Annotated in this window: 17 protein-coding genes and 1 riboswitch; of the genes, 6 read left to right on the plus strand and 11 right to left on the minus strand. The window is 62.4% G+C overall.

Translation table 11 applies throughout. The annotated features are described in order from the left end of the window. Positions 1 to 99: 99 nt before the first annotated feature. Positions 100 to 852, minus strand: coding sequence for an alpha/beta hydrolase (locus HMPREF2842_RS07720; protein WP_070643949.1), 753 nt, complete (start codon positions 850 to 852; stop codon positions 100 to 102). A 94-nt stretch (positions 853 to 946) separates the two neighbouring features. Between HMPREF2842_RS07720 and HMPREF2842_RS07725 the strand changes: the two genes are divergently transcribed. Continuing rightward, complete coding sequence (locus HMPREF2842_RS07725; RefSeq protein ID WP_070643954.1) at positions 947 to 1,762, plus strand: MerR family transcriptional regulator; 816 nt, start codon at positions 947 to 949, stop codon at positions 1,760 to 1,762. A gap of 131 nt (positions 1,763 to 1,893) precedes the next feature. On the opposite strand, the gene HMPREF2842_RS07730 is transcribed toward HMPREF2842_RS07725, so the two are convergent. From HMPREF2842_RS07730 to HMPREF2842_RS07740, 3 genes are all read right to left on the minus strand, one after another. Beyond that, positions 1,894 to 2,244, minus strand: a complete 351-nt coding sequence (locus HMPREF2842_RS07730) for a MerR family transcriptional regulator (protein ID WP_049355077.1) — start codon at positions 2,242 to 2,244, stop codon at positions 1,894 to 1,896. 357 nt (positions 2,245 to 2,601) lie between these two features. After that, entirely contained in the window at positions 2,602 to 3,915 is a 1,314-nt protein-coding gene (locus HMPREF2842_RS07735) for a homoserine O-acetyltransferase MetX (RefSeq protein WP_049355075.1), read from the minus strand. A 189-nt stretch (positions 3,916 to 4,104) separates the two neighbouring features. Then, positions 4,105 to 5,451: a bifunctional o-acetylhomoserine/o-acetylserine sulfhydrylase gene (locus HMPREF2842_RS07740; RefSeq protein WP_070643958.1), complete on the minus strand. Its 1,347-nt coding sequence runs from the start codon at positions 5,449 to 5,451 to the stop codon at positions 4,105 to 4,107. Between the two features lie 103 nt (positions 5,452 to 5,554). Beyond that, positions 5,555 to 5,667: riboswitch (SAM riboswitch) on the minus strand. Positions 5,668 to 6,007: 340 nt separating this feature from the next. Between HMPREF2842_RS07740 and HMPREF2842_RS07745 the strand changes: the two genes are divergently transcribed. The 5 genes from HMPREF2842_RS07745 to HMPREF2842_RS07765 all read left to right on the plus strand — a co-directional run bounded on the left by HMPREF2842_RS07745 (position 6,008) and on the right by HMPREF2842_RS07765 (position 12,397). Next, positions 6,008 to 6,994 (plus strand): ABC transporter ATP-binding protein, encoded by a 987-nt coding sequence (locus HMPREF2842_RS07745; RefSeq protein ID WP_070643963.1) that lies wholly within the window; start codon positions 6,008 to 6,010, stop codon positions 6,992 to 6,994. Beyond that, positions 6,991 to 7,851: an ABC transporter permease gene (locus HMPREF2842_RS07750; RefSeq protein WP_070643968.1), complete on the plus strand. Its 861-nt coding sequence runs from the start codon at positions 6,991 to 6,993 to the stop codon at positions 7,849 to 7,851. The genes HMPREF2842_RS07745 and HMPREF2842_RS07750 overlap by 4 nt, the downstream gene beginning before the upstream one ends. 1 nt (position 7,852) lies before the next feature. Then, positions 7,853 to 8,683, plus strand: a complete 831-nt coding sequence (locus HMPREF2842_RS07755; RefSeq protein ID WP_070643971.1) for an ABC transporter — start codon at positions 7,853 to 7,855, stop codon at positions 8,681 to 8,683. A 75-nt stretch (positions 8,684 to 8,758) separates the two neighbouring features. Continuing rightward, on the plus strand, positions 8,759 to 9,991 hold the full coding sequence (gene rsgA, locus HMPREF2842_RS07760) for a ribosome small subunit-dependent GTPase A (RefSeq protein ID WP_070643975.1): 1,233 nt from the start codon (positions 8,759 to 8,761) through the stop codon (positions 9,989 to 9,991). A 228-nt stretch (positions 9,992 to 10,219) separates the two neighbouring features. Next, entirely contained in the window at positions 10,220 to 12,397 is a 2,178-nt protein-coding gene (locus HMPREF2842_RS07765; protein WP_070643987.1) for a S9 family peptidase, read from the plus strand. A gap of 493 nt (positions 12,398 to 12,890) precedes the next feature. On the opposite strand, the gene gatB is transcribed toward HMPREF2842_RS07765, so the two are convergent. The 7 genes from gatB to HMPREF2842_RS07800 form a co-directional block, all read right to left on the minus strand. After that, positions 12,891 to 14,396, minus strand: a complete 1,506-nt coding sequence (gatB, locus tag HMPREF2842_RS07770; protein ID WP_070643990.1) for an Asp-tRNA(Asn)/Glu-tRNA(Gln) amidotransferase subunit GatB — start codon at positions 14,394 to 14,396, stop codon at positions 12,891 to 12,893. Beyond that, entirely contained in the window at positions 14,396 to 16,000 is a 1,605-nt protein-coding gene (gatA, locus tag HMPREF2842_RS07775) for an Asp-tRNA(Asn)/Glu-tRNA(Gln) amidotransferase subunit GatA (RefSeq protein ID WP_049338850.1), read from the minus strand. The genes gatB and gatA overlap by 1 nt, the downstream gene beginning before the upstream one ends. Positions 16,001 to 16,015: 15 nt before the next feature. Continuing rightward, on the minus strand, positions 16,016 to 16,312 hold the full coding sequence (gene gatC / locus HMPREF2842_RS07780) for an Asp-tRNA(Asn)/Glu-tRNA(Gln) amidotransferase subunit GatC (protein WP_005507016.1): 297 nt from the start codon (positions 16,310 to 16,312) through the stop codon (positions 16,016 to 16,018). Between the two features lie 215 nt (positions 16,313 to 16,527). Continuing rightward, the gene (locus tag HMPREF2842_RS07785) at positions 16,528 to 17,283 is read right to left on the minus strand and encodes a transglycosylase family protein (protein WP_070643995.1); all 756 of its coding nucleotides are present in this window, start codon (positions 17,281 to 17,283) and stop codon (positions 16,528 to 16,530) included. 696 nt (positions 17,284 to 17,979) lie between these two features. Next, on the minus strand, positions 17,980 to 20,163 hold the full coding sequence (gene ligA / locus HMPREF2842_RS07790) for an NAD-dependent DNA ligase LigA (RefSeq protein ID WP_070644319.1): 2,184 nt from the start codon (positions 20,161 to 20,163) through the stop codon (positions 17,980 to 17,982). Between the two features lie 283 nt (positions 20,164 to 20,446). Next, the gene (locus HMPREF2842_RS07795; protein WP_070634121.1) at positions 20,447 to 21,340 is read right to left on the minus strand and encodes a PP2C family protein-serine/threonine phosphatase; all 894 of its coding nucleotides are present in this window, start codon (positions 21,338 to 21,340) and stop codon (positions 20,447 to 20,449) included. Further along, positions 21,337 to 22,488, minus strand: a complete 1,152-nt coding sequence (locus tag HMPREF2842_RS07800) for an adenylate/guanylate cyclase domain-containing protein (protein ID WP_070643999.1) — start codon at positions 22,486 to 22,488, stop codon at positions 21,337 to 21,339. Before HMPREF2842_RS07800 ends, HMPREF2842_RS07795 begins: the two co-directional genes overlap by 4 nt. Between the last annotated feature and the right edge of the window lie 248 nt (positions 22,489 to 22,736).

Below are 22,736 nucleotides of genomic sequence, written 5' to 3' on the forward strand. Positions count from 1 at the left end.
GGGTCCCCTGTAGGAACGAGGACGATAACCACCTTTCCAAGCGGAACTACACGTAAGCCCCCGAGTCGTCATGACCCGAGGGCTTTCCATATAGTCGATTTAGGAGTCAGAGCCTTCGGCGGCGCCGGTCGCCTCCGCAACCTTCTGCGCACGAATACGCGGCTCCTGACCCTGCACCTTCACCTCCAGGAACTCGCCCACGTGGCGAATCTCCATGGCGCTCACGCCGTGACCCGCACCGGCGTACAGAACCTTAATGCCGTCAGTGTATTTGCGGATCCAGTCGTAGGTGTAGTTCACCATCTCCTGCGGGATGACGGGGTCTTCCTGGTCACGGCCGAAGAACACCGGCAGTTCGGTCTTCTTCAGCTCCTCATCCTTGAAGTACGGCGAATCCGAGTCCACGGCGTAGCCGGACAGTCCCACTACGGCGGCGAACTCGCCGGGGGCGTGACGCACCATCGAAGTTGCGATACCCATACCCTGCGAGAAGCCCAGCAAGGTCACCGAAGCGTACGGTTCACGGTTCTCGCGCACCCACTCCAGCACGTAGTCGCTCGCCTGCTCAATGGCGCGCTGGTCAGATTCGAGCTGCTGGTTCAGCGGGTACCACTGGTAGCCGATAGCGTCTGCGGCAATGTAGGCGCCGGTCGAGTCCGCGGAGAACTGGGTGCCAACCGGCTGCGGTGCACGCATGGAGGCGTAGGTGAAGCCCTCCTGCGGAAGGTGCGCCGCCAGAGACAGCAGATCGTGCTCCTGGGAGCCGTAGCCGTGCAGCATGAGCACCAGATGGGTGCCTGCGCGTTCGTTCTCGGGGCGGGTGTATTCGACGACGTATTTGTTTTCGCTCATGCACCCATCTTAGCGAGGACTCCCCCGCAAACCTGCACCGCAGGTTCCGCCGCTAGCTTGACCCTCACCTAACGTGAGGTTTTAGAGTGAAACCATGGACGCGAACATAACACCACCTGACGGGCAACACGAATACACCGTAGGAGAAGCGGCATCATTACACGGGCTAACAGTCCGCACGCTTCACCACTGGGAGCAGCGAGGCTTGCTCAACCCGGCGCACGATGAGTTCAACGGGTACCGGTACTACACCGATACAGACCTTGAACGAATCACCGTCATCATGGGATACCGCGCCATCGGCATGAGCCTTGACGCTATTCGCAACATACTGCATGACCAGGCGAACAGCACCGAGCATCTGCTCGCTCAGCGGGATATGCTTCAACGCAAAATCGCCGCGTACGGGCGCATGCTTGAAACCATCGAACACCTTTTGGAGGACACCATGGCACCTAAAAATGAGCAGCTCAGCGCCGCCGAAAAAGCAGAGATCATGGGTGAGGGGTTCAGCCTCGCCCACCAGCAGGAAGCGCAGGAGCGTTACGGAAAAACTGACGACTGGGCTGAATACCAGCGCCGAACTGCAACGATGAACCGTGCCGACTGGCAGAACGGCAAACAGCAGGTTGACGAGGTAGAACAGGCCCTCGTCGAGGCGTTCAACCGCGGCGTGCAGCCGGGTAGTGAGGAGGCGAATGCGCTCGCCGAGCGGCACCGCGCCTCCCTGTTCTTCTTTGAGGTTACCCCCGCTAAGCACGCTATTCTAGCCCGCGGTTACGTTGAGGATGCCCGCTTCAAGGCGTACTACGAGAAGCTTGCGACCGGGCTCGCGGAGTGGTTGCGGGATGTCATCTACGAGAATGCTCGTGCACACGGTATTGACCCGCAGGAAGCTACCTGGGGGTAAGCCTCCGGAGTGGAGATACCTAGTAACTCAGCTTGAGTAGCCGAGCATGCCAGCTGAGCACAAAAATACGCCCGGTATTCCCAACGTTGGGAATACCGGGCGTTTATACGCGTCTGCAGAAGACTAGTTACCTAGCGGGTGCTGTCGAGGTGACGGCGGTGCTCCTGAATACGGCGATCCAGGTGCTCAAGGTTCTGCTGCAACCCCACAATCTCATCCTCAATCTTCTGACGGGCACGCTCCATCACATCAATGGATAGGGCGTGGTCGTCCGGATTGCTCAAAATCGTGCGAATGTCGGCAAGACTCATGCCGGCCTGACGGCAGGTAGCAATAAACCGTGCTGCGGAGATAGACTCCTCATCAAAAATACGGGTTCCGTGAGCATCACGGGGCACCGCAATGAGCCCCTCTTTTTCGTAATATCGCAGGGCGTGGGTGCTCACCCCCAACTGCTCCGCTACCTCTTGAATACTTACCACAGCGTTAATGCTATGGGGTTAGAGCTGGTCTAAAGCAAACCGAGAACCTTTACCTTCCGGTGCAACAGGAGGTTACTTCCGCGATATCTCGCGGAGGTTTCGCAAAACACCCGAAAAACCGGAAAATATTCCCTGACTTGGCATAACACTCTTCGAGAAGATGCAAAGAAACGCCGGGTGCTCACATCATGTGAGCACCCGGCGTCTCCTTATCTAACCTTTAGGGTGAAGGTTAATTCTCGGCGGGCGGAAGAACCTGTGAAGACACTATCTGCCCACCCGGAATTTACCCGCACTTAGGTGGTATAAACAGCGATCAGAGGGGCTTGGGTCAGCACCCCGTGAATACTCGCGGTTCTAGCGGGTCGCCGTAGCATACAGGCGAGTCATCGAATCCAACGCCTCACGCTCACGCTGCGCCTCACTTGGGGTGGCGGATTCATCTTCAACGCCGAGGGCGCGCGCCAGAATCTTCTCCACCTGCTTCGCCTCAATCAAGAAGCCGTCATGGCCGTGGTTCGACTCGATAATGTCCACGGGCACCGGGGTGGGAAGCGCCTCCGCCAGGCGGTGCGACTCGTGCGGGAAGAACAGACGGTCCGTGTTCACCGCCGCAATGGTCCACTCACAATCGGTGTGTGCCAGCGCCTGCGCCAGGGTGCCGCGGCCACGCGCCACATCGTGCGAAATCAGTGCCTCATTGACCGCCAGGTAGCTGTTCGCGTCAAAACGCTCAACCAGCTTAGCGCCGTGGTGGTCCAGGTAGCTTTCGATGGCGTAGCGGCCACGCGGCTCACCCAGCGAACCGCCCACAGTGTTTTCGCCGCGGTTCTCCTCACGGCCGAAGCGGTGCTCCAGTTCGGCGGGGCTGCGGTAGGTGGTGTGCGCGATACGGCGCGCCAGAGCCAGACCGGCAGTCGGTGCAGGACCGGCATAGTAGTCGCCACCGGCAAAGTTCGCATCCGAACGAATCGCAATGTTCTGAGTGTGGGCCCAGGAAATCTGCTCCGCCGTAGCCGAAGGACCGGAGGCAATAACCGCGCATCCGCGCACCAGCTCGGGGTTAGTTGCCGCCCACTCCAGGGCGCGAGCACCACCGAGGGAACCACCAATCACGTAGCGGAAGCTCGTCACGCCCAGTGCACGCGCCAGACGCGCCTCCGCACGTACGGAGTCGCGAATGCTCACCTGCGGGAAGCGGGAACCCCAGTGCTCACCAGCGCCCGGGTAGCCCTCGGGGACGATGCTTGCCGGGCCGGTAGAACCGTAGCAGCCACCCAGAATATTGGGGGCAATCACGAAGTAGCGGTTGGTGTCCACGACCGAGCCGGGGCCCACGATGCCTTCCCACCAGCCGTCCGATTCGATAGCGCGAATCAGCGGGGCGGGCATGTCGGGGGTGGGTACGCCGCGGGAGACATGCGTGTCACCGGTGAGCGCATGCAGGATCAGGATGGCGTTATCGCCGGTCTCGTTGAGGGTACCCCAGGTTTCGTAACCGATGGTCACCTGCGGCAGGGTCACGCCGGACTCGAGCTCCAGGTCGCCGATGTTCAGCTGACGCAGATAGCCTTGCGCTTCGGGGTGCTCGGTGCGGGTGCCCGCCACGGGGATGGGTGCGGTGACAGGCTGGCTGGTAGTGCCGGACTGGCTAGTGCTCTGGGTGGTCATGGGGTTCCCTTCACTGGGTTGGTCGGCGAGGTGGTGCCGGGTGTGAGCGGGGTACTCGTCTGTGGGTAGAAGAAGCAACAGGTTGGGCGGCAGCAACGCCGCACAGTTACAACATGCTCCGTAACGGGGAATCCGCAGGTGGACCGAAAAACCGTAGCTTTCGGGTCCACCTGCGGGTTGCATCACCGTTTAGGAGAGGGTGTCGAAGCCCAGCTGCAGGTCGGCGAGAATATCGTCGATGTTCTCAATACCGACTGCCAGGCGCACAAAGTTCGGGTACACGCCAATCTTCTCCAGTTCCTCGGCGGAAAGCTGGGAGTGGGTGGTGGAGGCGGGGTGAATCACGAGCGAGCGCACGTCACCGATGTTCGCCACGTTGGAGTGCAGCTTCAGCGCGTCCACGAAGTCGCGGGTCTGCTCCAGGGTTGCACCCTTGAGGGTGAAGCCGAGCACCGCGCCGGGGCCCTTGGGCAGGTACTTCTGTGCACGCTCGTACCAGGGGGAGGATTCCACGCCAGCCCAGATAACCTTGTCAACCTGCGGGTTTGCTTCGAGCCAGTGGGCGACCTTGGTGGCGTTCTCAATGTGGCGTTCGATACGCAGGGAGAGGGTCTCCAGACCGATGCCGATGTTGAAGGCGTTGGTCGGGGAGATTGCGGCGCCGGTGTCACGCAGCAGGGAGACGCGTGCCTTCAGGATGTAGGAGAGGTTCGCACCGAATGCGGAGTCCTTACCCAGGTCGCGTGCGTAGACCAGGCCGTGGTAGCCGGGTGCGGGCTGGTTGAACTTGGGGAACTTCTCGGGGTCTGCACCGTAGTCGAAGTTACCGGAGTCAACAATCACACCGCCGATGGAGGTGCCGTGGCCGCCCAGGTACTTGGTGGCGGAGTGGACGACCACGTCCGCGCCGTGCTCGATGGGGCGCAGCAGGTAGGGGGTGGGCACGGTGTTGTCCACGATCAGGGGTACGCCGTTTTCGTGCGCAATTGCGGCAATGGGCTCAATGTCGAGCACGTCGTTGCGGGGGTTGGGCACGGACTCGCCGTAGAAGAGCTTGGTGTTGGGGCGGACTGCGGCGCGCCATGCATCCAGGTCGTCCGGGTCCTCAACGAAGGTGGTTTCGATACCGAGGTCGGCGAGGGTGTACTTGAGCAGGTTGTAGGTGCCGCCGTACACGGAGGGCGATGCGACCACGTGGTCGCCGGCGCCGGCAATGTTCAGGATTGCGTAGGTGATAGCTGCCTGACCGGATGCCAGCAGCAGCGCACCAACGCCGCCTTCCAGGGAAGCGATGCGGTTTTCGATAGCTTCCTGGGTGGGGTTGTTGAGGCGAGTGTAGATGGGGCCCAGCTCGGCGAGGGCGAAACGGTTCGCTGCCTGCTCGGCGCTGTCAAAGACGAAGGAAGTGGTCTGGTAGATGGGTAGTGCCCGAGCTCCCGTTGCGGCATCCGGCGCCTGACCTGCGTGAATCTGGCGGGTTTCGAACTTCCAACCTGCGGGGTTGGCGGGAGTCGGGACGGTAGTGTTGTTGCTCATGCGTGGCTCCTAATGGGGATTCTTAGGGGGCCGCATGCCGACGGTACAGGAATCGTCGTCGAATAATCCTGTCACGATTGATGTACCGTTTTCGGTCACATCGGTCCCGCGCTTGCGTCACGCTTGTGCGTGCCGCCTGGTCTTCACCCAGGGCACCCCACCGCGGAGGAGGGTTGCCGGCCAGCTAGCTGGGGCTTGTCGCTGGCGCTCTTGACCTGTATTCAGGGTGTCACAGGGCACGGGGCGGGGTCAAGGGTTTTGTGGGTAGACGGCACTTTAAGACATTTCATTGCAAAGATGACGTTTTTTAACGTCCGTAACAAAAAACCGCCTGCAACAAAACGTTGGTGACAATGCCGGGTGGGGCAGCCGGGTTTGGAGGACCCCCTTCCACATACAGTAACCCCCATCACTTTTATCCGCGCTTTTCGGTACACTGAGACTACAACACTGACTACATATACATTCGCGCAGGGCGCGGCTCACTACGCCGTTTATCCTGCTCAGCATCCCTCCGGTACAGGGGCCAGAGGGTCATACCCGAAGGTTACCTACCATGTCTCTTGTTCTTGATGCGGCGCAGCTCAGCCGCGTCTTTGGCAAAGGTGAAAACGCTTTTACCGCCGTCGACCGGGTGTCGCTTCGCGTTAGCTCCGGCGAGATTCACGCTCTCCTAGGCCCCAATGGTGCGGGCAAAACGACGACCGTGCAGATGTGCTCAACCCTGCTCACTCCTACCGGTGGTAGCCTCACCGTGAATGGCGTTGATGCCATCGCTCACCCGCAGCGGGCGCGCCGTCACGTGGGTCTCGCACTCGGCGGGGATAGCGGCTTCTACCCGCGCGCCAGCGCCCGCGACAACCTGCTCTTCTTCGCCGATGTTGCGGGGGTTTCCGGGCGGAGCCGGCGGCGCGAGGTGGACCACGCCCTAGCCCGCGTGGAACTCACCGATGCGGCGGCGCGACCCTTTCAGGAGTTTTCCCGCGGCATGAAGCAGCGGTTGCACATCGCTCGCGCGCTGCTCGGCTCCCCCGCCCTGCTCCTGCTGGACGAGCCGACCAACGGGCTCGACCCCGATATCGCCCTGACCGTGCGAACCCTCATCCGCTCCCTCGCGGAAGACGGCGCCGCCGTTCTGCTGACGAGCCACCTGCTCGGCGAAATCGAGGACCTGGCGCACGCCATCACCGTGTTAGGCGCCGGTTCCGTCGCCGTGAGCGGCAGCCTCGAAGACATCGCCGCGCACGCCGGCATTGCCGCCACGACCGTGGTACAGGTCGAGGCCACCGCCACCGAGGGGCTTGATACGCTCCGCGGATTCCTCGGCGATAAGGCTGCGGTGCTCTTCGCCCCGCGCGGTTCCGGCTGGGAGCTCACCCTCTACTGGCACGGCGAGCGCACCACGTTCGAGGCGGGAGAGGCGCACCGCATCCTCACGGAGGGGCTTGCCACCGCGAACATTGGGGCACGGACCGAACCGTACACACGCCCGGCAACCTTGGAAGAGGCATACCTGGCAATGGCGGAGGGGCTCAAGCGATGAACGTGAAGACGCGACGCTCGGAAGAGTCCCAGCAGCAGGGTCGACGGTACGACCTGTGGCAGGAGTGCGCCCGCCAGCTGCGGCTCATGGGATTTAGCCTGCGCCAGTTCCTGACGGTCCCGTACTTTATTCAACTGCTTATCAGCACGGTGCTCGGGTCGGTCATCCTCCAGGCACTCGCCGTGCACGCGGCGGCGCAGAGCTCCGCGGGTCACTCCGTTGACCCGACCCTCGCGTGGACCCGCGCGGGCATCGTGGGCATGTGGTCGGTCTGCATCGTGTCTGCGGGCATCATCAATTTTGAGCGTTTCCGTGGGACTCTCGTGTACCTGTGTTCCGGGTCCATTTCTCCGGTGCGGGTGCTGGCGGCTATCGTTTCGAGCGCATCCATTGTGGGTATGGCGGCTTTGCCCCTGTCGTGGCTCATCTGGGCTCTTGTGACGCTTAACCCGCAGGTCACGGACTTTTCAGCACTCTGGCCGCGCTACGTTCTGGGCGTTCCCCTGCTGTGGCTTGCGTGCCTGTCGGTAACGTTCATGATTGCGGTGTTCTTCGTGGCCACACCGAACGCTATCGCCTACGAGGAGCTGTTGCTCGTGCCGGTTTTTATTCTTTCCGGGGTTCTCTTCACGACCATTGAAGCGCCCGCCTGGCTAGATGCTGTAGGCACGCTCATTCCCCTGCAGGCGCCGGTTCATCTCCTACTTGGGCGTACCACCATCACTACCCCGGCGGATGCGCTCCTGCCCGTTGCGCAGACGCTCGCCGTGAGCCTCGCTTGGGCGTTGTGCGCCTTCCTCTTTGCCCGGAAGGCTCTCGCCTCCGCCCGTCGTCGCGGCACCCTGGGGGCGATGTAGCGTGCGTGTTCTCTCTACTGATTCCCTGCCCGGCGTGGTGCGCCGGGCACTGTCTACCGCCTCTATCGGCTGGTCATCTTCTATTACCTTCGCAACCCTCGGAACGGCCATCACAACCCTGGTGCTCGTACCCGGTCTTAACGTGCTTTTTACGGTGCTTTTGGGCGCCGACCTCGCCGCGAACGATACGGTACGCATCGGCTGCGCGACCGCCCTGATTGCCACCCTCAGCTCGGTGGCCGCCGGCATCGTCGCGCGCGTTGCCACCGACCGGTGGATTGGCGTCTTCGAGTACGTGTGCACGGCACGCCCGGTGGATGCGGGCTACTGGCTGGGTGCGGCGGCGGTGCCCGCGCTGTTGGCATCCGTAACGGGCCTGAGCAACGTGGGCATCGTGTGGTTGCTCTCCCTCACGGCACCCCCTACCGGGGCGGGTTCCGGGCTTCTGCTCGGCGCCATCGCGCTGATGCCGGTTGCGGTTCTGGGCGGGGTCTGCCTGGGCATTTTTGCCGCCGGGCTGGGCCTGTACCTGTCAGATCCGTACACGGGGTCCAATTTTCTGTCCATTATTCTGCCGGTCAGCGCGGGTGTGATCGTTCCGGTGAGCACCTACCCCGCGTGGCTTGCGTGGGTATGTTCGTGGGTTCCCGGATCCCGGCTGGTGCAGGCTCTAGATACCTCTGGCGGTATTGCAAGCGGCGCCGCACCGGATCTGTTCGCGCTCCTGGCGGCGGACACAGCCCTGGCGGGACTCCACGCCGCGGCGGGGTTGGGGCTTACGTTCCTCGCCGCCCGCCGCATCCGTGCCGGCGCCCGCGCCTCACTGTTGTAAACGGTGAACCCTGAAAAAGAACGAACCTTTTAATCACCCGCTATCCGGGCGCCGAAACCACGAAAGACTATTCCTGTGACCGTTACTCCCGCTTCATACACCTTAGAGGCCCTCGGCTTCGACCCCTCCTGGCAGGGTTCAGCAATTCGCGCCGCGTTCACCCTCGACGGCACCCTTGATGATTTCACCCTCGCCCGCGTCAGCGCCGTGCACCGCACCCGCTGCGAGCTGCTGACCTGCGAGCGGGGCGAGCTCGTGAAGCTCTCCGCTCCCCTGCGTCCGGTCGAGAACGACTACGGCGAAGAGGAATACCCCGTCGTGGGCGACTGGGTGCTCGCCCAGCCCATCCCCGGAACCGGCGGTGAAACCCAGCCCGCAGAGCATAAGCCCCTCGCGATTCTGCCCCGGCGAAGCTACCTCACCCGCCCCAGCGCCACCCGAGAATCCGCGGATCAGCCCGTCGCCGCCAACGTGGATATGCTCTGCATCGTTGAGCCGTGCTTCCCCGAGCCGTCCATCGGGCGCATTGAACGCTACACCGCCCTGGCGCACGCTTCCGGGGTGCAGGTCGCGCTGATTCTCACCAAGGGTGACCTGGTGACGGCCGAACAGCTCGCCGGCTACGAGGAATCCCTCGCGGGCGGCGTGGATGCGGTGCTCGCCGTCTGCACGGACAACGGCTACGACCCCGCTCCAGTGGCGGAGCTCGTCGCCGGACGCACCGCCGCGTTCCTGGGCCGTAGCGGTGCCGGTAAATCAACCCTGGTCAACGCCCTGCTCAACCCCGGAGCCGACCCCCGCGAGGCCAGCTCAGAAAACCGGGTGCAAGCGACCTCCGCGGTTCGCGGCACCGACGGCAAGGGGCGCCACACCACCACCAGCCGCCAAATGATTGTTCTGCCCGGTGCTGGATACTTCGGTGCTGGAGAATCCGGCGCAGAAGGCTCCGGCACAGAATCCTCAGCTGGCACAGTGCTGATTGACACCCCGGGCGTGCGAGCCCTCGCCGCCACGAGCGATAGCGCTGCCATTGACGAAACCTTCGACGACGTCTCCAGCTACGCCTCCTCCTGCCGGTACAGCGACTGCTCCCACGGCTCCGAACCCGGATGCGCGGTGCAGCAGGCGCTCGCCGACGGTTCCCTCGACCCCGAGCGCTTCGAACGCTACCGCAGGATGATGGCGGAATCCGCGCGCCTGCGCCTGCGTTCTCAGGAGCGCGAGTACCGGCAGAGTAACCGCGCCTTCACGAAGGCGAACAAGGCGGGCCGCCGCACGCTCATGTCCATTAAGGGACGCGCCAACTAGCCGATAAACGCGCACGCCCCGGCGAGGCTACCGCGGGGCTTCCACAGGCTGAGCCGGGCAGCCCCGCACATGCCGCAATATAGTAGCCTGCCTCACTCTTCGATACACTAGAACTAGGCGTGCCCACACTCCCCCGCGCATCCTCCCCGCCACCCGGCGGCGCAGGAACGCGGGCGCAGACGGCACACACCATTCACAAACCCATAACTCAATGAAAGAGGTGGCAGCATGGCTGAACAGAACCTCACCCCGCCCGTACCGAAGAAGGTCGAGCACCGCCGCGAACACCACGGCGACGTCTTCATCGACCCCTACGAATGGCTCCGCGACAAGGAAAGCGAAGAGGTCCTCAACTACCTCAAGGCAGAAGCCGAATACACCGAAGCTGTCACCGCAGACCAGCAGCCCCTCCGCGAATCCATCTTCAACGAAATCAAGGACCGCACCCTGCTGTCGGATCTGACCGTCCCGAACCGTATCGGTGACTGGTGGTACTACAGCCGTATGGTGCCCGGTGGCCAGTACCCCGTCTTCTACCGCTACCCAGCCCTGCACGAAGGCGATGAGGTGGTTCGCTACACCCCGCCGACCGTCACCCCCGGCGAAGTACTAGAGGGTGAAGTCGTCATTCTCGACTGCAACGAATACGCAAAGGACATGGAGTTCTTCTCCCTCGGCAGCTTCCAGCCTGCACGTAACGGCAAGCTGCTGAGCATCTCCGTGGACGAGAAGGGCGACGAACGCTACGAGCAGCGCTTCCTCAACATGGAAACCGGCACCTTCCTCGAAGACACCATCCCCAACATTGCGGCGGGCTCCTTCTTCATCAACCACGCCGAACAGCTCATCTACCTCGTGCCCGACGAGTCGTGGCGCCCCTGGCGTGTCTACGTGCACGACGTCGGGCAGGGCACCGAAGACCACCTGATCTACGAGGAACCGGACAACACCATGTGGCTCGGCGCCGCCATGAGCTCCGACCGTTCCTCCGTAGTCATCACCAGCTCCAACTCCGAGTACACGGAAGTGCGCCTCATCCCCACCCGCGAACCCAAGGGCGAGCCGACCCTGCTCATCCCCAAGAGCGCGGGCATCGAATACTATGCCGAGCCGCTCAACATTGCCGGCGAGCAGCACCTGCTGATTCAGCACGACTACAATGCGTTGAACTCCGAGCTGGTCCTCGCAGATATGCCGCGCGAGGGCGAAAGCCTCGAAGAGTACGCGCAGCGTTGGGTGCCGGTCATCCGCCACAGCGAACACGTGCGCCTGGAGGGCTTCACCTTCACCGCAACGCACCTGGTTGTTACCGCCCGCGCGGACACGACCACCCGCATCTTCCTTGCACCGCGTGAGCAGCTGCCCATCCAGTGGCGCCGCCGCCGCCCCGCCGGTGTGACCTTCATGGAACCTGCCGGCTTCGACGAGGAACTGTACACCGCCTCCGTGCTGCGTGCGGAGAACTACTCCCCCGTGCTGCGCATCGCCTACACCTCGTACCTGACCCCGCGCCGCGTCTACGACTACTTCCCCATGTCGCAGACCCTGCTGCTGCGCCGCGAAACCCCGGTACTCGGCGGCTACAACCGTGAGGACTACCGCGCCTACCGCGACTGGGCACCGGCGGCGGACGGTACGCTCATCCCGATCTCGGTGATTCACCGCGCCGACCTGGACATGAGCAAGCCGCACCCGGTCATCCAGTACGGTTACGGCTCGTACGAGTCGTCCATGGACCCGATGTTCTCCATCCCGATGCTGTCGATTCTGGACCGCGGCGTCATCTACGTCATCGCGCATATTCGCGGCGGCGGCGAGATGGGCCGCTCCTGGTACCAGAACGGCAAGAAGCTCGCGAAGAAGAACACCTTCACCGACTTCGTGGACGTCACCAGCTACATTGCGGCGAAACCCTGGGCGGATGAGGCGCGTATCGGCTGCTACGGCGGTAGCGCCGGCGGCCTGCTCATGGGCGCCGTGCTGAACCTCGCCCCCGAAAAGTACGCCGCCTGCCTGGCCGCCGTACCGTTCGTGGACGCACTGACCACCATCCTCGACCCGGAGCTGCCGCTGTCGGCGATGGAGTGGGAAGAGTGGGGCAACCCGATTGAGGACCCGGAAGTGTACGCCTACATGAAGTCGTACACCCCGTACGAGAACATCCGCCCGGTCCGCTACCCGGCGATTGCTGCGGTGACGAGCCTGCACGACACCCGCGTGCTCTACGTGGAGCCCGCAAAGTGGATTGCGGCGCTGCGTGAGCAGATTGACCCGTCGTCGCCGGTGCCGCTGCTGAAGATTGACATGTCGGGCGGTCACGGTGGTGGTTCCGGCCGGTATACGCGTTGGCGTGAGATTGCGTGGGATTACGCGTTCCTCATGAGCAACCTCGGCGTTACTGAGTAACTCATCTCTTAAATAGAACGCTCCGTCTGTATCGAGTGATACGGACGGAGCGTTCTTCGTTTAAATACGTTGCGTTACTGGAGGGACAGTGTTCGTCCTCATTTCTCCCCTCACTAAGCAGGGGCGGGGCGCCGCATATTTCCTCCGCGCCTACGCAGGGGCACCCGTCACCCGGACGCTCCGCCATCTCCTCGCTGCGCTGCGGAGAGCGTCCGTGTGACACCCTGAGGGCGCATCCGGAAAACGCGGCCGCACCCGCACAGTACCCCAGCAAGGAAAGGCGGTATCGTCCGAACGTGACATCAGGGTGCCCGAAGCGAAGCGAGGGCGGGTTCCCTGTAGGAACGAGGACGATAACCGCCTTTCCGTGCGGAATCCAAGCGGAACCGTGCATCCCGCGCAGAACCTGGAATGGGGTAAAGCACGAAAGAGGCGCCGCCTCCCACACGGGGAGACGACGCCTCTTTCGTTAGAGCCGGGTCAGCAGAAAAGCTTAGCCTTCCACGCCGCACTCAGCCAGAATCAGCTCACGCACGCGGGCGGCATCAGCCTGACCGCGGGTAGCCTTCATGACCTGACCGACGATAGCGCCAGCAGCCTGAACCTTACCGGCACGGATCTTGTCGGCAACGTCGGGCATTGCTGCCAGTGCTTCCTGAACGGCTGCGGTGAGCGCGCCGTCGTCGGAGACCACGGCGAGGCCGCGTGCCTCAACGATTTCGGCGGGGGTGCCTTCACCGGCGAGGACGAACTCGAGCACCTGGCGGGCGATCTTGTCGTTGATCTTGCCTTCGGAGATGAGCGCTTCGAGGGCGACCACGGTTGCGGGCTCCACGCCGAGGGCGGTGAGCTCAACTTCAGCCTGCTTTGCGCGGCGGGCAATCTCGCCCATCCACCACTTGCGGGCTGCTGCTGCGGTTGCGCCTGCGGCGACGGTCTCTTCGATAACGTCGAGTGCGCCAACGTTGACGACGTCGCGGAACTCTTCGTCAGAGTAGCCCCACTCGCCCTTGAGGCGGCGGCGGCGTTCTGCCGGGGGTTCGGGCAGTTCGGCGCGCAGACGCTCAATCCATTCGCTGTTGGTGACGACCGGTACGAGGTCCGGTTCGGGGAAGTAACGGTAGTCGTCGGCGTCGGACTTGGGGCGGCCCGAGGAGGTTTCGCGGGTGTCTTCGTGCCAGTGGCGGGTCTCCTGGGTGACCTTTTCGCCGCGTTCGAGGATCGCTGCGTGGCGGCGAATCTCGTAGCGGACGGCGCGCTCAACCGAACGCAGGGAGTTCACGTTCTTGGTTTCGGAGCGGGTGCCGAACTTCTCTGCGCCCTTGGGCATGAGAGAGACGTTGGCGTCGCATCGGACGTTACCTCGTTCCATGCGGGCGTCGGAGATGCCGAGGGAGCGTACGATGTCGCGGATTGCGGCAACGTAGGCGCGTGCCAGTTCGGGTGCGTGTTCGCCGGCGCCGACGATGGGTCGGGTGACGATCTCAATCAGGGGCACGCCTGCGCGGTTGTAGTCGACCAGGGAGGAGGTTGCACCCTGGATTCGGCCGTCTGCGCCGCCGACGTGGGTGAGCTTGCCTGCGTCTTCTTCCATGTGGGCGCGCTCAATTTCGACGGTGAAGATGGTGCCGTCTTCGAGCTCAACGTCCAGGGAGCCGTTTTCCGCGATGGGACCGCCAGCCTGGGAGGTCTGGAAGTTCTTCGGGGAGTCCGGGTAGAAGTAGTTCTTGCGGGCGAAGTAGGACTTGTCTGCGATGTCGCAGCCCAGTGCCAGGCCGAGCTTGATGGCGGACTCAACAGCGGTCTTGTTCACCATGGGCAACGCGCCGGGCAGGCCGAGCGATACGGGGGTGACGTTGGTGTTGGGCGTATCGCCGAACTCGTTGGGTGCGGAGTCGAACATCTTGGTCTTGGTGTTCAGTTCGACGTGCACCTCGAAGCCGAGGACCGGGTCGTACTTTTCGATGGCTTCTTCGAAGCTGAGGACTTCTTCACTCATTACTTGGTTCCCCCAAAGTCAAAGTCGCGGATCAGAGTTTCGGTGTCGGGCAGGCTCTTGTAGAGCGGTGCGCCCCATTTTGCGGTGAGCAGTTCTTCCAGTGCTGCGCCGACGCGGTAGAGGCGTGCGTCTTCGCGTGCGGGTGCGGTGAACTGGATGCCGACGGGCAGGTTGTTCTCTTCGGAGAGGCCGCCGGGCAGGGAGAGCGCCGGGACGCCTGCCAGGTTGACGGGCACGGTTGCGACGTCGCCCAGGTACATTGCCATGGGGTCGCCTTCGGTCTTCTCGCCGAGCTTGAATGCGGTGGAGGGCGCGGTCGGGGAGATGAGCACGTCGCACTTTTCGAATGCTGCCGCGTAGTCGCGCTGGATGAGGGTGCGTACGCGCAGTGCGGCGCCGTAGTAGGCGTCGAAGTTACCTGCGGACAGTGCGTAGGTGCCGAGGATGATGCGGCGCTTGACCTCGTGGCCGAAACCTGCGGAGCGGGTTGCGGACATGACGCGTTCGATGGTGACGGGGCCGTCTTCGGGTACGACGCGCAGGCCGTAGCGGACGCCGTCGTAGCGTGCCAGGTTGGAGGACACCTCGGAGGACATGATCATGTAGTAGGCGCTGATGGCTTCGGTGACGGAGGGCAGGGAGACCTCGATGATCTCTGCGCCTGCGGCACGCAGCTCTTCAACGGATTCACGGAAGCGTGCGAGGACACCTGCCTCGAAGCCTTCGCCGTCGCCGCCGCCGAGTTCCTTGATGACGCCGATGCGCAGGCCGGACAGGTCGCCCTTGCGTGCGGCTTCTGCGCCTGCCTTGGCTTCTTCAACGAAGTTGCCGGGCTCATCGGGCAGGGAGGTTGCGTCGAGCGGGTCGTGGCCTGCGATTGCTTCGTGGAGCAGTGCGGTGTCCAGGACGGTGCGGGCGACGGGGCCTACCTGGTCGAGGGAGGATGCCATGGCGATGACGCCGTAGCGGGAGACGGAGCCGTAGGTGGGCTTGACGCCGACGCTACCGGTCAGTGCTGCGGGCTGGCGGATGGAGCCGCCGGTGTCGGTGCCGAGTGCCAGGGGTGCCTGGAAGGCGGTGACGGCTGCTGCGGAGCCGCCGCCGGAGCCGCCGGGTGCGCGGTCGAGCGCCCAGGGGTTGCGGACTACGCCGAATGCGGAGTGCTCATTGGAGGAGCCCATTGCGAATTCGTCGAGGTTGGTCTTGCCGAGGATGGGCATGCGTGCTTCGCGGACCTTGCGGGTGACGGTGCCGTCGTAGGGGCTCATCCAGCCTTCGAGCATGCGGGATGCTGCGGTGGTGGGCTGGCCCTTGGTGACGATGAGGTCCTTGACGGCGATGGGTACGCCTGCGAGCGGGGGCAGTTCCTTGCCTGCTGCACGGTCTGCGTCCACTGCTGCTGCGGTGGCAAGTGCTTCTTCGGCGTTGATGTGCAGGAAGGCGTTGAGGCCGTTCTTGCCGTCTGCTCGGTTGTCGCTCAGGGGCGCGCCGTCGGTGGCTGCGATGCGGTCCAGGTGTGCCTGGGTGAGCTCGACGGAGGTGATTTCGCCGGATGCGAGCTTTTCTGCTGCTTCTGCAGCGGTGAGCTGGATCAGTTCGTTCACTTGGTTGTTCTCCTCTTAGTCTTCGTCGAGGATTGCCGGCACGCGGAACTTGCCGTCCTGTGCGTCGGGGGCGCCGGAGAGCGCCTCTTCCTGGGTGAGGGTGGTGACGGGTACGTCTTCACGGAAGACGTTCTCGAGGGGGATGGGGTGGCTGGTCGCGGGGATGTCGGCAGTTGCTTTCTGCGACATGGTCTCAACGGATGCGACGATGACGTCCAGCTCAGACGCCATCGCGGTGAGTTCTTCATCGGTCATCTCAATGAGTGCCAGCGATGCCAGGTGCTTTACCTGTTCAAAGGTGATGGCAGACATGGTTCTCCCGTAGTTTGTTTTCTTGTCTCTTCTCTAGTGTAGTGGAGGTTGCGTTTTCCGTCTCATTGGGGGTTGGAGGGTTTACCTGCTGGTTTGCGTGGTCAGGCGGTGTTCTCCTCCCCTATTTTCGGGTTAAATGCTCAACGCCCCGCTCCTCGTATGAGGTGCGGGGCGTTGGGCTACAACGTGTCCACGTTACGCTTGGGGGTTAATCCTTAGGCGGGGATGGTCAGAACCTGGCCGGGGAAGATCAGGTCAACGTTGTAGATGATGTCGGTGTTCGCAGCTGCGATTGCCTGGTAGCCGCCTGCAACGCCGAGCTTTGCAGCGATCAGCGAGAGGGAGTCACCGGGAACCACGGTGTAGGTGCCTGCTGCAGCCTTGGGAGCTGCAGCGGGAGCTGCGGGAGCCTCAACTGCCGGTGCTGCGGCGGGAGCTGCGGGAGCCTCAACTGCTGCGGGAGCCTCAACTGCTGCGGGTGCAGCCTGAGCTGCCGGTGCAGCGGGTGCTGCTGCGGGAGCTGCCGGTGCTGCTGCGGGTGCAGCCTGTGCCGCGGGAGCGGTGTAGGTCTGCTGGGTCTGCGACTGTGCAGCCACGGTGGTGGTGGGCTCAGTGTAGGTGGGAGCTGCGCCGGTCTTGCCGTAGAGGCCAAGCTTAGCGGAGCATGCGGGCCATGCGCCCCAGCCCTGGATAGCGAGCAGACGCTCGCCAGCCTCGATCTGCTGTGCACGGGTAGCGGTCGCGGGGGAGCCGGACATGCCGACGCCGTTCCAGGACTGCTGGGTGAACTGCAGACCGCCGTAGAAGCCGTTACCGGTGTTGATGGACCAGTTGCCACCGGACTCGCACTGTGCCAGTGCGTCCCAGGTAGCACCGTCTACTGCGTTTGCAGCGGGCATCGACATGGTAGCTGCTACAGCGCCACCGATGGCGAGAGCTGCTGCGGTACGACGAATGGAAGTGTTCTTCATAATGCTCCTTGGGGCCGTCCCCGCTCGTTCCGTCCCCGGAACTCTAGCGCGCCGCCGCTCACCCTTTGATAACGAAGTAGGTTACTCATATTCTGGCTCTACCATGTGAGCGGCTCTCCACCGATTTCATGTCACCGTGAGCGATTCTGCACTTATGTGCGGAATCCGGGTGGCGTTTCCTCGATGGGGACGTGCGGTAGAACCGGGCATCGTTTCAAGCGTTCCAAGCTTGAAACCACACAGGCGATTCCCTTGCGAGAATCTATCTGGTCTCAAAGATAGCCGAGGTTTTTTATGATTCCAACCCGATTTCAAGTTCACAGCGAACGTCCCGGGTTCTCCCAGGGTTCTTTCAGGTTAAAAGTGCAGGAAACATTATTTAAGACCTTGAGCCCCGCGCACATTAAGGGTTTCACCCCGGAATTTCGGGGTTTTCTAGGGGTTTAACTCGGATGCGCTCCCCTGCTGAGTTTTCCGATTCGGGGTTGATGGGCACCACCTTTAAGGGTTTTGAACAGCGTGTAAATATTTTTTAAATATTTCTTCGCTTTGGGAGTGTTTTAAGGCGCTTCCGCCTTAAAAGCTGTGGTAATTACAAATGCCAGAAATTGGCATTCAGGCCCTGGAGCACGCACTCCAGAGCCTGAATGCTCTATATATTGCAGGGGTCAGATTCAGATGACCCCGCTACCGGGTCTACTCGGCGGTAGCTTCAACAGCCTCCGGACCGCCCTCAAGCAGAGCGGTGAAGCCATCCTCATCCAGCACCTTCAGTCCCAGTTGCTGAGCCTTATCCAGCTTCGAGCCGGCGTTCGCGCCCGCAACCACAAAGTGGGTCCTCTTAGATACAGAACCAGATGCCTTACCGCCGCGAGAAATAATGGCTTCCTTCGCGCCATCACGGGTGTAACCGTTCAGCGTGCCGGTCACGACCACGGTCAAGCCCTCCAGGGTGCGCTCCACGGACTCGTCACGAGTATCTTCCATGCGCACACCGGCGGCAGCCCAGGAGTCCACAACCTCGGCGTGCCAGTCCTCAGCGAACCACTCAATAATCGAGTCGGCAATCGTGGTTCCCACACCGTCCACAGCGGCAAGGCGTTCACGGTCAGCCTCGCGGATTGCCTGCATCGAACCGAACTCCGCGGCGAGCGCGCGGGCAGCGGTCGGGCCCACGTGGCGAATCGAGAGGGCAACCAGCACGCGCCACAGCGGCTGCTGCTTTGCCTTCTCCAGCTCGGCGAAGAGGTTCAGCGTATTCTTTGTGGGCTTCGGCTCGGGGCGTGCCTTGGTCGGCTTGGTGTAGAAGTAGGGCACGCGTTCCATCTTTCCGGTGCCCACGCCCTTGACTTTCTTCTCACGCTCGATGGTGACATCGCGCAAATCCTCAATGTTGAGGCTGAACAGGTGCGCTTCGGTGGTCAGCGGAGGGGTGTCCGGGGTTGCGGGGCTGGTGAGCGCCTTTGCCGCTTCGAAGCCGAGCGCCTCAATGTCGAAGGCTCCGCGGCTTGCCGCATAGTACACGCGCTCGGTCAGCTGCGCCGGGCAGGAGCGCGGGTTCGTGCAGCGCAGGTCCACGTCGCCTTCCTTGCCGGGGGCAAGGGGCGAACCGCAGGAGGGGCATTCACTGGGCATGACGAACTCTCGTTCGGTGCCGTCACGTAGGGCAACCACGGGGGCGACGATCTCGGGGATCACGTCGCCTGCCTTGCGCAGCACCACGGTGTCGCCGATGAGCACGCCCTTGGCCTTGACCACGTCCTGGTTGTGCAGGGTGGCGCGTTCGACGGTCGAGCCGGAGACGAACACGGGCTCCATGACGCCGTAGGGGGTCACGCGGCCGGTGCGTCCCACGTCCACGCGGATGTCCAGCAGCTTGGTGTGCACCTCTTCGGGCGGGTACTTGTACGCCACCGCCCAGCGCGGCACACGGGAGGTGTAGCCCAGCTGAGCCTGGGTCGCGAAGTCGTTGACCTTAATGACGATGCCGTCGATTTCGTGCACCAGGGAGTGGCGCTGCTCGCCGTACTTATTAATGAAGTCGAACACCGCCTCGGTGTTAGCGGCGATTTCACTGTAGGGGCTCACGGGCAGGCCCCAGGAGGCGAGCAGATCGTAGGTCTCGTACTGGGTGGCAATATCCAGGCCGGTGCGCGAACCGATGCCGTGCACGTACATGCTCAGCGGGCGCGAAGCGGTAATCGCCGCATCCTTCTGGCGTAGCGAGCCTGCCGCGGCGTTACGCGGGTTAGCGAAGGGGTTCTTACCTGCGGCAATCATGGACTCGTTGAGCTTCTCAAAATCAGCGGAAGAGATGAACACTTCGCCGCGGATTTCAATCTCCTCGGGGTGGTTCTCGCCGGTCAACTGCGGCGGGATGCTCGCAATGGTGCGCACATTGTGGGTGACGTCTTCACCGGTGGTGCCGTCGCCGCGGGTTGCCGCGCGTACGAGGGTACCGTTGCGGTAGAGCAGATTCACCGCCAGGCCGTCAATCTTCAGCTCGGTCAGCCACTGCGGTGCGCTACCGGTGAGGTTCCGGGTGCTCTCTTCGGTCTTGGTCAGCCAGGTGCGCAACTCTTCGAAGGAGAAGACGTCCTCGAGGGAGTACATGCGCTGCAGGTGGGTGACGGGCGCGAAAGCCTCAATTGCCTCACCACCGACTTCCTGGGTGGGCGAGTCGTTGGCGATCAGGTGCGGGTGCTCCGCCTCAATGATTTCGAGGCGGCGGTAGAGCTTATCGTACTCGGCGTCAGAGAGGAAGGGCGCGTCCTCGTTGTAGTAGGCGCGGCGGGCGGCACGAATCTTATCGGTCAGTTCCGCGTACTCAGCACGCAGGGCCTCGGTAATCTCCACGGTGTTTTCTGCGGTGTTTTCCACGGAGTTTTCTGCGGGGCTCTCTGCTCGAGTCTCGGCGGTGGCAGTCTGCTGGGTGGTGTTGTTCTCAGTCACCCGTCCAGTCTAGCGTTTTTGCTCCGCCTCTCCCCTATCGCTCGTCATATTGGCAGGTTCCTCGCGCGCGAACACTGGCGCAAAAACACCGTAGCCACTTCCCGAATCGCGCTTCCTTAGTTTCTGTGTGCAGATACAGTTCACCCCCACCTCCTGAAGGCACTCGCACGAGTACCCGAAGAGAGCGGGGGTGAATCATAAGGTATGAAGTTTAGGCCTCGACAGCGTCAGCAACAATCACCGTAATGTTGTCGCGGCCGCCGGAGCGCAGCGCCTCGTGCTGGAGCACGTCAGCGGCGTCCTGCGGGTGGCGAATCGAGGTGAGTACGCGCGCCATGTATTCGTGCGAAAGCTCACCGGAAAGGCCATCGGAGCAGAGCATCAGGCGGTCACCGGCGCGGGCGGGCAGAACCCAGAAGTCCGGTTCCCAGTAGTTGCCGGTACCGAGGGCGCGGGTAATCACGTTGCGGCGCGGGTGGGTCAGCGCCTCCAGGGCGGTAATCTGACCCTCGTCAACCAGGTACTGCACCTCGGAGTGGTCGCTCGTGACCTGCTCCAGCGAGGCGGAACCCTCAGAGCCGGGCAGCTTCTCCATGGCGGAGTGGTGAATACCGTCGTCTTCACGCAGCAGACGGTAGGTTCGGGAGTCACCCACGTTGAAAATAACCCACAGGTTACGGTCACCGATGCTGGTCAGCCAGGCGCCAGTGACGGTCGTGCCGCCAGCGCGGGAGAGTGCCTGCTTAATTTCTTCGTTGGTTTCGCCGAGAATATCGTGCAGGCGGTTCAGGGTGCCCACGATTTCGTTGTTGAGGACGGTGTTGGCGCGGCGACGACGCTTGGCGGGGTCGGAGTCGTCAATGGCGGCGAGGCGTTCAGCGTAGGCCTGCTGCTCCTCTTCGCTACGGCCACCGGGCATGGTGAAGAAAGGCGAGTAGGCAAGCTGACGCACGCACAGGCGCGATGCTACTTCGCCGGCTTCGTGGCCTCCCATGCCGTCCGCGACCACGCAAAGGGAACCGGCAACGACCATCGAATCTTCGTTATTTTCTCGATGTGCGCCGCGGTGCGTTGCACCACCGGTACGTAGTTTCAGTTCAGTCATGAGAGGTCTATCTCCATTGTGTAGTTCGCGCGACGAGTCACCGCCACGGGGTCTACGTTACCAAAGCTTCTAACGTTTCGCGTCCCTTGAGAGGTGAGAATATAGCGATTTCCCACCTGTCGGAGCGTGTTTGCTGTCTCATTATCGGTCAGTACGGTACCCGGTTCAGCGAGGGAGACCAGGCGCGCAGCCAGGTTCACACTGGAGCCGTACACGTCACCGCGGTTAGCCAGGACCTCACCCCAGATGAAGGCGACGCGGGAGTCCGGCAGCTGCGGGTCGGCACCAATCTTTTCGGAGAGCTGCAGGCTAATCTCTGCGATAGCGTCCGGAGTTTCGGTGAGGAAGAAAACTTCGTCACCGAGAGTCTTAATAATGCGGCCGCCCAGGGGTGCAATAACGTCCAGGCAACTCTGCTCAAAGTGGTTGATGAGCTGAGAAAGAGCCGCCGCGTCTAGGTTACGTACCAGAGAGGTGTACGAGACCAGATCCACGAATCCCACGCCGCGCACCAGGGGCAGGCGGGAAAGGCCGGAGGTGGTCACATTGTTCTCACGCAATCCCAGGCGCAGGATTCCAGCGTACATCTGACGGCGGTATGCGTATAGCGCCAGACGCTCGAGAACCTCAAGGTAGCGTGGGAAGTCTTTAAGGAGCTTGCGGCGGGCATCATTATCGCTAAGGTTTTCGGTGACCATGATGTTGTGCACGAGCGCCTCAATCTGCCAGGCGACGGTGCGATCGGTCAGTTGACCTTCGGCGCGCACGAGGGATGCCACATATTCCATGCGGATGTCGCCTTCTGCGTCCAACTTCTGTAGGTCGGCGAGCATCAGCACGTCTGTTTCAGTGAAGTAGGGCGAGTGGTTGGGAATCGTCGGGAAGCCCATGTTGTGCCAGATGCGCTGGGCGGTTTCGAAGGGAAGTCCGGCGCATTCTGCGGCTTCTACGGGGGTGTAGCGGCGGCCCTGTCCCAGGAGCGACTTTTCAAGGGCTCGGATTCCTGCTTTGGATTCCTCGTCGCGGTAGATATTGTTCTGGGCGAGGTTCTGCAGAATTTTGAGGTTCAGCATTTGGGTTTCGGGGCCCATGGTGGCGCCGGTGTCCTGCGGAGAGTGCGCAGGTTCATGGTGGTCTGCCGTGCTCATTGCCGCTGCCGCTCCTTTCATCTCTGCCGGAAAATACTATCTGGTTTATACCGTGGTGGCACGAGGTTACGAGGTGCCTCGTTACGCTCTGTGGGTTTTGCATTGCGTCACTGCGATGATGCTCACCGTGTAGCGCCTTGTTAATATACCCCTCCGCTGTGGTGTTTGGGTCACAAAAGCGCCCGCACCCTAGGATAGTTTAGTGGAGTAATTCACATTTAAGAATACTCTAATCCGCATTTTTTCGG

It is taken from the genome of Rothia sp. HMSC069C10, from assembly GCF_001812205.1.
Classification (GTDB): Bacteria; Actinomycetota; Actinomycetes; order Actinomycetales; family Micrococcaceae; genus Rothia; species Rothia mucilaginosa.

Coding starts and splice junctions, on each gene's coding strand:
- HMPREF2842_RS07720 (WP_070643949.1), bottom strand. CDS start 852: ATGAGCGAAAACAAATACGTCGTCGAATACACCCGCCCCGAGAACGAA.
- HMPREF2842_RS07725 (WP_070643954.1), top strand. CDS start 947: ATGGACGCGAACATAACACCACCTGACGGGCAACACGAATACACCGTA.
- HMPREF2842_RS07735 (WP_049355075.1), bottom strand. CDS start 3,915: ATGACCACCCAGAGCACTAGCCAGTCCGGCACTACCAGCCAGCCTGTC.
- HMPREF2842_RS07740 (WP_070643958.1), bottom strand. CDS start 5,451: ATGAGCAACAACACTACCGTCCCGACTCCCGCCAACCCCGCAGGTTGG.
- HMPREF2842_RS07745 (WP_070643963.1), top strand. CDS start 6,008: ATGTCTCTTGTTCTTGATGCGGCGCAGCTCAGCCGCGTCTTTGGCAAA.
- HMPREF2842_RS07750 (WP_070643968.1), top strand. CDS start 6,991: ATGAACGTGAAGACGCGACGCTCGGAAGAGTCCCAGCAGCAGGGTCGA.
- HMPREF2842_RS07765 (WP_070643987.1), top strand. CDS start 10,220: ATGGCTGAACAGAACCTCACCCCGCCCGTACCGAAGAAGGTCGAGCAC.
- gatB (WP_070643990.1), bottom strand. CDS start 14,396: ATGAGTGAAGAAGTCCTCAGCTTCGAAGAAGCCATCGAAAAGTACGAC.
- gatC (WP_005507016.1), bottom strand. CDS start 16,312: ATGTCTGCCATCACCTTTGAACAGGTAAAGCACCTGGCATCGCTGGCA.
- HMPREF2842_RS07785 (WP_070643995.1), bottom strand. CDS start 17,283: ATGAAGAACACTTCCATTCGTCGTACCGCAGCAGCTCTCGCCATCGGT.
- HMPREF2842_RS07795 (WP_070634121.1), bottom strand. CDS start 21,340: ATGACTGAACTGAAACTACGTACCGGTGGTGCAACGCACCGCGGCGCA.
- HMPREF2842_RS07800 (WP_070643999.1), bottom strand. CDS start 22,488: ATGAGCACGGCAGACCACCATGAACCTGCGCACTCTCCGCAGGACACC.